The following is a 7,943-nucleotide window of genomic DNA, read 5'->3' on the forward strand; positions in this document are numbered from 1 at the left end:
TGAATGAAAGGAGCAGCAGTATGTTAAAAACGAACAGCCCTTACCTGCTGACGAAAGAAGACATGGAAACGTCCCACGAGCTTCCCTCCTGGCTGCAGGAGGAGTACCAGACCTTTAAGCGTGTTGTAACCAACCCGGAGTTCCCCTGCTTTTTCGGTATGAAAGCCCAGCGAAAAGGAGAGCTCCGCTACTCTTATATTACTCATGATCAGTGGGATCACCTTGGCGGCGTGCTTGAAAGCTTTCTGCATTTAATGAATGAACCGCCCTTTACCCGGCACGGTCTTTTCCTTTTCGTCGAGCCGGAAATACGCGAGCAGTCCGTCGATTATTATCGTTCTTATTTCTGGGACGTTCTGCAGCATCTGCATGAACAGGACCGGTACAGCTGGCCGGGAGACAAGCCAAAGGATCCTGATCATTTTCTGTGGGATTACCATTTTGCCGGCGAGCCTGTTTTTGTTTTCGGTAACGCCCCGGCCTATAAACAGCGGAAAACGAGAGATCTGGGAAACAGTTTGATTCTCGGCTTTCAGCCCCGGGCTATTTTTGAAGGTCTCGAAGGCACAGAAAAAGGCGGCATCATGTCGAGAGAGAAGGTGCGGTCGCGCGTGGAAAAGTGGGATAACCTTCCCACCCACCCGGATATCAGCCATTTCGGCGATCCGACGCACAACGAGTGGAAGCAGTTTTTCATTGGAGACGACATTAAGCCAATAGAAGGCAAATGTCCGTTCCATCATAAAGACGTATAATCATTTCTGATTAAGATAGTCAAATATTCGCGCTTTCTGCTGAACGCAGGAAGCGTTTTTTACATGTATATAATTCGCATCTTTAAATTTGAAGAACCCCGACGCAGGCCTGTATAATGAAAATGTACATTTTATAAATAATGATTTGTCCGATATAGCTTGCTGCGTTTTAAAAATATATTTTAAAGGAGTCTTTATGGCTGACAAAAATACTCTAAAACAAGCGGGCTGGCAGCTTGAACACAGCTATGCCTCCCTTCCGCACACCTTTTTCTCCAAAATCATCCCTGCTCCGGCTCAGAACCCGGAGCTGATTGTACTGAACGAACAGCTTGCTGACTCTCTCGGTCTCGACAGTGAGGCATTAAAAGAGGAGAAAGGCGTACAGGTACTTGCAGGCAGCGAAACGCCGGAAAACGGATTCCCCCTTGCCCAGGCTTACGCCGGTCATCAGTTTGGCCATTTTACGATGCTTGGGGACGGGCGTGCCCTGCTTCACGGAGAACAAATAACGCCGGATGGACGCAGAGTCGACATTCAGCTGAAAGGATCCGGCCGCACACCTTATTCACGCGGCGGTGATGGACGAGCCGCTCTCGGTCCAATGCTTCGCGAATATATTATCAGTGAAGCCATGCATGCTCTTGGCATACCGACCACCCGGAGCCTCGCCGTTGTTAAAACTGGTGAGCCTGTCTTTCGCGAAAGTGTACTGACCGGAGCGGTATTAACACGCACGGCCTCCAGTCATCTGCGCGTTGGCACGTTTGAATATGCTTTAAACCGCGGATCGATGAATGATCTAAAAGCCCTTGCCGACTATACGATCAGCCGGCACTATCCAGAAGTCAGGGAAACGGAACATCCGTACCTGATGCTGCTCCGGGAAGTTGTTACACGCCAGGCTTCCTTGATTGCCAAATGGCAGCTTGCCGGTTTCATTCACGGCGTAATGAACAGCGATAATATGGCACTCAGCGGCGAAACCATCGATTATGGTCCATGCGCGTTTATGAACAGCTATGACCCGAAGACCGTATTCAGTTCCATCGATGCGCGTGGCCGCTACGCTTACGGACGACAGCCGATTATGGCAGAGTGGAACCTTTCCCGTTTTGCCGAAGCCCTCGTGCCGCTAATTGACGAAAACCAGGAAAAAGCCGTCGAGCTCGCGCAGGCAGAAATTTCCCGTTTCCCTCAACAGTTTAATGAGTACTGGCTTCAGGGTATGCGTGCAAAACTCGGGCTTTTCACAGAAGAAACGGAAGACGAAGCACTTATTACAGACCTGCTCAACCTTATGCAGGAATACGAAGCAGATTACACGAATACCTTCCGGGCCCTCACCTTTAACAAGCTGGACGACTCCGGGCTGTTTACAGATAGCAGATTTACTTCCTGGCAGGAACAATGGCTGGAGCGTCTCGGTAGACAAAACGAATCTAAAGATGCTGTCCGCCAGCTGATGCGTGACCACAACCCGGCGGTAATTCCGCGGAATCATCATGTGGAAGAAGCACTTGAAGCTGCCGAAAAAAATGGAGATTACACTCTCATGAATCAGCTTATGGATGTACTTTCAGAGCCTTATGCCCACACCAGGGAGCAGGAAAAATATACGGCACCTCCGGCTCCCACGCTTGTACCGTACCGAACGTACTGCGGTACGTAGAGAGACGATGTGCAGTTAAAGGAATCCCCCGCTCACTGCTGAGCGGGGGATTCCTATTTTTAGTGTTCATGACCGTTTTACCATTTTACCCAAACCATACCTGCGATAAAAAGATGACAATGGAAACCGTCATTCCTCCAAGGATTGTAGAAATAAGCACGCTTTGGGCGGCATATTCCGGATAATTATCGTATTCGAGCGCAAACAGTGCGCTGTTTCTGGACATGGGAAACGAGCTTGCAATAAATAACGCCTGGGCAAGCGTTCCTTCAAGCTGCAGCAGCCAAATAATTCCTAAAGCGATAAGCGGGGCCCCCACTAATCGAAGGCCGATAGTAAAAAAGAAAACCGGGGATAAATGCTTCAGCTTCGGATATGCAATCTGTGCTCCCAGGACAAGAAGCGCGAGGGCCGTGAATCCGGCAGCAATCTGATTTAACACCTGCTCTGCTGCTTTTGGCAGTGAAAGATTAAATATGTAAAACACAAGACCAAGCGCTAAGGCATAAATCGTGGGCGTTTTAAATAACGGGGCCAGATTTTCCTTTATTCCTGTTTTCTGTGTGGTTGCAGAAGTAAAAACTCCATATGTAAACGTTAAAAAGTTTTGAAACATCAGTACAATAATCTGGATCGATACCCCAAGCGGGTTAGAAGCAAATACCAACTGGCTGACCGGCAGCCCGAAGTTTCCTGAATTCATAAGTACTACACTGTTTTTAAATGTTGCGGTAAGCTTCGCATCCATACCAAACAACCTTGCACACACGCCGGCAAGCAGAGCCAGCAGGCAAAACTGGATCAGCAGAAAGGCACCAACTTCAAGCAATACAGACGAATCCACCTCCATCGCTGAAATATTTGTAAAAATAACGACCGGGAGAAACAGTCCCGTTAACAGCCTCGACAACGTATTGAGATGAAAATCGTATATTCGATGAAGTACTGCTCCGAGCAGCAGCAAAATAAAGATTGGAAGCATTATTTCGAGCATAATTAATGGCAAAAAAGACAAGAAAGCATCTCTCCCAGGCAACCGTTGGTATGAATAATTTTTTCATCTTATATCAATGTACTAATAATTCTATCCCTCAGCAATAAAAATGTTAAATTTATCCTCAAGTAAAATGAATATCATTCATCATATGAAACGGTCAAGCTTCATCCCTTTTTTATCAATTTTTAATCGCGACTATGACAGTATATTGTCTGATTTATGTCTGAAAAGCGACAAAAAATTTTCCACCTCTCCTAAGTCAGGATCTCCTATTGCATCCATTGATGAAAGCGTTTAATATAAAATTAAGACATCTGATGACCATATCTCCAAAACAAAGAATTCAATTTTTATTTTAACTTTCCCCACCTAAAGGAGACAAGTTTATGCTGATGCTCGTTGCCCTAAGCGCTGTCATTTTTCCATTTATTTTTCTCGTTTTGCTTCGCATGCCTGCCATTAAAGGAATGACTCTCAGTTCTGTTATTGTGCTCCTGCTTGCCGTTACCGTCTGGGGGATGGGGGGCCAGGTTATTCTTTCTTCTATTCTGCAGGGTGCCCATAAAACATTAACCATTCTGCTTATTTTATTTGGAGCGCTCGTACTGCTGAATACACTTCGGAAAAACGGAGCTGTAGACCGTATTAACCAGGGGTTTCAAAGTATTTCAAAGGATATGCGGGTGCAGCTGATCATTGTAGCTTTTCTGTTTGGCTCCCTGCTTGAAGGGGCTGCCGGCTTCGGCACTCCGGCAATGATTACCGCTCCGTTGATGCTTGCCCTGGGCTTTAAGCCGCTTGCTGCCGTATCTACAGCGCTTATAGCGGACAGTTCAGCTGTTGCTTTTGGAGCCGTCGGCACGCCCGTCATTGTAGGTCTCAGCACGCTTGATGCAGCGGGCCCTGCCTTTTTCCAGGAAGTTGGTATTACAGTTACATTAATTGATTTGTTCGGCGGCACCTTTATACCGTTTATTCTAATCGTGGTACTAACCCTGTTTTTTGGGAAAGGCAGAGGATTGAAGGATGCTTGGCCGATGCTTCCATGGACCTTGATGGTCGGAGCTGTATACACGTCGTCAGCATTATTATATGCGTTCCTGTTTGGCCCGGAGTTTGTTGCTATTTTGGGAGCGCTCACAGGACTCGCTGCTGCAGCATTCACCGCAAAAAAAGGAATTCTGCTTCCAAAAGATATCTGGACGGATGCCCTGCAGGACGACTTCGAGATCGATACTAAACAATCCGACATGAGTCTTCTTACCGCCTGGTCGCCGTACCTGATCGTGGTGGCCCTCCTGCTTTTAACAAGAATTGTCCCCTGGCTGCGGGAGTTTACGACTACCGTTCTTGACCTTTCCTGGACTAACATTTTAGGGGTTGAAGGGGTAACTTCCAATTGGGAGCTGCTGTATTCTCCCGGAACCATTCTTACTATTACGGCACTGCTTGCAGTACTGATTCAAAGGCGTTCATTCAAAAATTTCACCGCTTCTTCAAAAGAAGCTCTTTCCACTATCAAAATTACCGGAATTACTTTATTTGCTACGCTTGTAATGGTGCATGTGTTCAGTAATTCCGGAATCAACACCAGCGATATTACCAGTATGCCGGAATATATCGCAGCCGGGATGGCAGCCGCTTTCGGTCCGATGTGGATTCTTGTCGCACCATTTCTCGGGGAACTTGGATCATTTATTACTGGAAGTGCCACCGTTTCCACTCTCACGTTCTCTCCTGTACAATACAGTATCGCCAATGCTACTGGAGTAGATGCCAGTGTCGTACTGGGGGCACAGCTTGTAGGCTCCGGCGCCGGAAACATGATTTGTATTCACAACGTGGTCGCTGCATGTGCAGTGGTTGGCATGGAGGGAAAAGAAGGCAGCGTTATCCGTAAAACGCTTGGTCCAGCTATTCTTTACGGGGTACTCGCTGGAGTTGGAGGATTTATTATAATGAATGTATTCTAATACAAAAAACAGGCATGACCCTTTAATAAGCGTCATGCCTGTTTTTATTCTTACTTTAAAGCTGGCCGGCTCCCATGTAACGTGGGCCCCAGTAAGAGCTGTCGAGACTCGAAGTAGTTACGCCTGTAGAAGAACCGGAATGAACAAATTCATTGTTACCTACGTAAATACCCGCGTGAGAAGCTCCGCCTCTCGTGTTAAAGAACACAACATCTCCTGGAGAAGGGCTGGAAACTTTCGAGCTTGCACTATACATACCTGAAACGGTCCTTGGAATACTTTCACCGTGCTTCTCGTAAACATAATTGATAAAACCGCTGCAGTCAAAACCGCTTGGGGATGTGCCACCCCATACATAAGGTGACCCGATGTATTGCTTAGCCGTACTCGTAATACCGGAGCTGCTGCTTGTAGATACTCCCGCTACCTGTTCCGAAGAGCCTGATCCCATTAAAGAATCCTGCGTCGATGGACCGGCTACACCGTAATAATTGCCAGCCGGAGAAGAAATGCCGTGATCGGATTGATATTCTTTTACTGCGCTCAATGTTCTTGGACCAAATCGCGAGCCGGTATAGCCGTGGAAATACCCTTCATCCTTTAAGGTTTCCTGTAAATCGTTTACCGATGAATTAGTGTCACCGTAAGATAAGGATCCGTGATCATCGATTGATGCATCTGCTGCCTGCGGGGCACCAAATAGAACTCCTGCTGTAATTGCTGTTCCAAAAAGATATTTTTTCATTATAACGTTCACTCGTCGAAGTACCCATCACCGAAACTTGATTAAGTAGGTATTGTTTATTTTTCTTATATATTTACTTGCCTTTTTGCCACACGACTGGAGCAACAACGGCTGGTCACGACGGAGTGAAACTGCACCTCCATTAAGTAGTTTAAAGATTTTTTATGTGCGTTGAATCAGCGACTCAACATGACCGAGTATATCTGACCCAGCGTCGTTAAACAACGACATTAGGACATTTGTAATCTCATTTTAATAAAAGTAATATTTTATACATTAATTAGGTAAATAAAATTTAATATCTTTTTAAATACATAATAAATAATATCACTTTGGGAAAAAAGATTGATATGACACTTCATTAAAAGGTTCTACTCTGAAAAAGTCGGATATAAGTCGGCATATTCTTCATTTTTAACCTTTATTTTTTAACAAATGGACTGGCCTGAATCAATAAAAAAGAGCTGTCCCGGATTTCCCCGTAGACAGCCCTATCACTTTAATTCAAATGTTCACGCTGCATTAGAAGATTCAGCTGCCTTCCTGCTTTCCATCCGGTGAAGCAGTACTGTAAGCAGAATACCGATAACAGAGAGCGCTGCCCCGCAGAGTGTCAGCACAAAAAACGTTGCTCCCGCGTTCAGTACGATTGTTCCCAGAGTAGCTCCTAGCGCATTCGCCAGGTTAAAGGCGGCTGCAGCTATTGTTCCGGCTAGAGAAGGGGCATGCTGACCGGTAATCAGCAGCTTGGCATTTAACAGCGGCACCGTGCCAAAAGCAAACATTCCAAGTAAAAAGCTTGCGATAAACAACGTGCCGATGACGCTGATCATTGGTATAAAGAAAACCAAAATGAGTGTCAAAAGCAGAAACGCAATACGCAGCCTGCTCGTTAAATGATTAAGCGGGATACGGCTCGAAAGAAAATTCCCGGCGACAGCCCCAGTACCAAACGCAAACAGCGCGAATGTCACCCCTATGACATCCACACCACCGATCTCACGCAGAATCGGTTCTTTGAACACATAGGTGGTAAAAACACCGGAGTAGCCGAGAATAACGATGGCAAGCGTCATAAGAAATGTCTTTTCTTTAAAGACGCCCAGTTCATATTTCACTTTTGGTATTTCGGTGGGCTTTTCATTTGGCAGGGTCAGCACAAGCCCAATTAGCGTAATTAATCCAAGAACAGCAATCATCCAAAATACAATTCTCCATTCCAGCACGCCGCCAAGATAAGATCCGAACGGCACCCCAAGCATAATCGATATAGTTAAGCCGCCCTGCACAGCAGCAATAGCCTGCCCTCTTTTCGACGGGGCCACAATATGGTGGGCCATCGCAAGACTGAGACCGAAAAACGGAGCGTGAATCGCCGCTGAAATCAGGCGCGCTACCACAAGCACAGTAAAAGAAGTGGCCACTGCTGCCAGTACATTACTTAGCACAAAGACTGCCATACAGGAAATCAAAACCGGCTTGACCGGAAACTTCATCGTCGTAATACGAAAGATCGGTCCAAAGACTGCCACACTGATAGCGTACACACTGAGCAGAAGACCAGTAAGAGAAACAGGTACGTTTAAATCGTTCGATAATTGAGTGACAAGACCAGTAATCACGTATTCAGTCATGCCAATAGAAAAAGTTCCTATCATAAAAGCGATAATAATGGCCCGGTTCGTACGAAGAATACCCATCTTTGCCACCTCTCTTTTTTTTAACTATGAGAGACTATGGTAAAGCGTTTAACCTCAATTGTCCACCCCTATAAAAAATGCTGCCGTCGAAACGGCAGCAC

6 protein-coding genes are annotated in these 7,943 nt (G+C 46.1%); 3 read left to right on the forward strand and 3 right to left on the reverse strand.

Features of this window, described 5'->3' with window-relative positions; translation table 11 throughout:
• Nucleotides 1-20 precede the first annotated feature (20 nt).
• Together ACTRXF_RS13925 and ACTRXF_RS13930 are read left to right on the forward strand one after the other, a co-directional pair.
• Nucleotides 21-755: a YqcI/YcgG family protein gene (locus ACTRXF_RS13925; RefSeq protein WP_474262758.1), complete on the forward strand. Its 735-nt coding sequence runs from the start codon at nt 21-23 to the stop codon at nt 753-755.
• Between the two features lie 196 nt (nt 756-951).
• Nucleotides 952-2,427 (forward strand): protein adenylyltransferase SelO, encoded by a 1,476-nt coding sequence (locus ACTRXF_RS13930; RefSeq protein WP_474262760.1) that lies wholly within the window; start codon nt 952-954, stop codon nt 2,425-2,427.
• A gap of 85 nt (nt 2,428-2,512) precedes the next feature.
• Here the strand turns inward: ACTRXF_RS13930 and ACTRXF_RS13935 are convergent, their stop codons facing one another.
• On the reverse strand, nt 2,513-3,442 hold the full coding sequence (locus tag ACTRXF_RS13935) for an AEC family transporter (protein WP_474262762.1): 930 nt from the start codon (nt 3,440-3,442) through the stop codon (nt 2,513-2,515).
• Between the two features lie 368 nt (nt 3,443-3,810).
• On the opposite strand from ACTRXF_RS13935, the gene ACTRXF_RS13940 reads away from it, so the two are divergent.
• Nucleotides 3,811-5,397 carry an L-lactate permease gene (locus tag ACTRXF_RS13940; RefSeq protein WP_474279563.1) on the forward strand — a complete coding sequence of 529 codons (1,587 nt, stop codon included), beginning with the start codon at nt 3,811-3,813 and terminating at the stop codon, nt 5,395-5,397.
• Nucleotides 5,398-5,452: 55 nt separating this feature from the next.
• Here the strand turns inward: ACTRXF_RS13940 and ACTRXF_RS13945 are convergent, their stop codons facing one another.
• The gene (locus ACTRXF_RS13945; RefSeq protein ID WP_474279565.1) at nt 5,453-6,142 is read right to left on the reverse strand and encodes a C40 family peptidase; all 690 of its coding nucleotides are present in this window, start codon (nt 6,140-6,142) and stop codon (nt 5,453-5,455) included.
• A gap of 512 nt (nt 6,143-6,654) precedes the next feature.
• Nucleotides 6,655-7,842 (reverse strand): MFS transporter, encoded by a 1,188-nt coding sequence (locus tag ACTRXF_RS13950; protein ID WP_474262768.1) that lies wholly within the window; start codon nt 7,840-7,842, stop codon nt 6,655-6,657.
• Nucleotides 7,843-7,943 lie beyond the last annotated feature (101 nt).

This window comes from Marinococcus sp. LNHM3E3-2.2, from assembly GCF_056034385.1.

Coding starts and splice junctions, on each gene's coding strand:
- ACTRXF_RS13945 (WP_474279565.1), bottom strand. CDS start 6,142: ATGAAAAAATATCTTTTTGGAACAGCAATTACAGCAGGAGTTCTATTT.
- ACTRXF_RS13940 (WP_474279563.1), top strand. CDS start 3,811: ATGCTGATGCTCGTTGCCCTAAGCGCTGTCATTTTTCCATTTATTTTT.
- ACTRXF_RS13930 (WP_474262760.1), top strand. CDS start 952: ATGGCTGACAAAAATACTCTAAAACAAGCGGGCTGGCAGCTTGAACAC.
- ACTRXF_RS13950 (WP_474262768.1), bottom strand. CDS start 7,842: ATGGGTATTCTTCGTACGAACCGGGCCATTATTATCGCTTTTATGATA.
- ACTRXF_RS13925 (WP_474262758.1), top strand. CDS start 21: ATGTTAAAAACGAACAGCCCTTACCTGCTGACGAAAGAAGACATGGAA.